Annotated in this window: 1 protein-coding gene; it reads left to right on the forward strand. The window is 35.6% G+C overall.

Annotated features, from left to right (window positions below; all coding sequences use genetic code 11):
* Nucleotides 1-388: 388 nt before the first annotated feature.
* The coding region (locus tag ACRCJ0_RS18755) for a GTP-binding protein (RefSeq protein WP_431391710.1) at nucleotides 389-573 on the forward strand (185 nt) is incomplete at its 3' end.

Consider the following 573-nt stretch of genomic DNA (forward strand, 5'->3'; position numbering starts at 1 on the left):
GGTTCATTATCGCTATTGTAGCCAACCATATGTAAGCAATCTGCTTCGTATTTATCGATTTCTTCGTCAATATCGATACCTTGTTCGTCTACGAAGACTTCTTTTCTAACTTTTAAAGCGTCCCTATAGGGCTCTGAATTGATATCATTGGTCCAAACGGTCTTCATGCCATTTCTCCTTCAATAAAAAATGAATTTAGTGCTAAAAATGATAGACTCATTATAACATAAGCGGGAATAATTATTATGTGATTTGCAATTTTAAATTACTTGATGTCTGTGGTATTATAGAAAGGCATATTTTCGGAGGTGTGTTTAGCTTAGCACGCTATATAAATCATACGCCCAACAAATTATAAAGACATAATCAATAATAAAAATGAAAAAGGATGAAGAGGATGAACTTAACGCAAGAAGTAGCAAAACGCCGTACCTTTGCCATCATTTCCCACCCGGATGCTGGTAAAACGACGATTACAGAACAATTATTATTATACTCAGGTGCTATCCGTCAAGCGGGTACTGTTAAAGGGAAAAAATCAGGTAAATTCGCCAAGTCTGACTGGATGAAAAT

Source organism: Aerococcus sp. L_32, assembly GCF_050689315.1.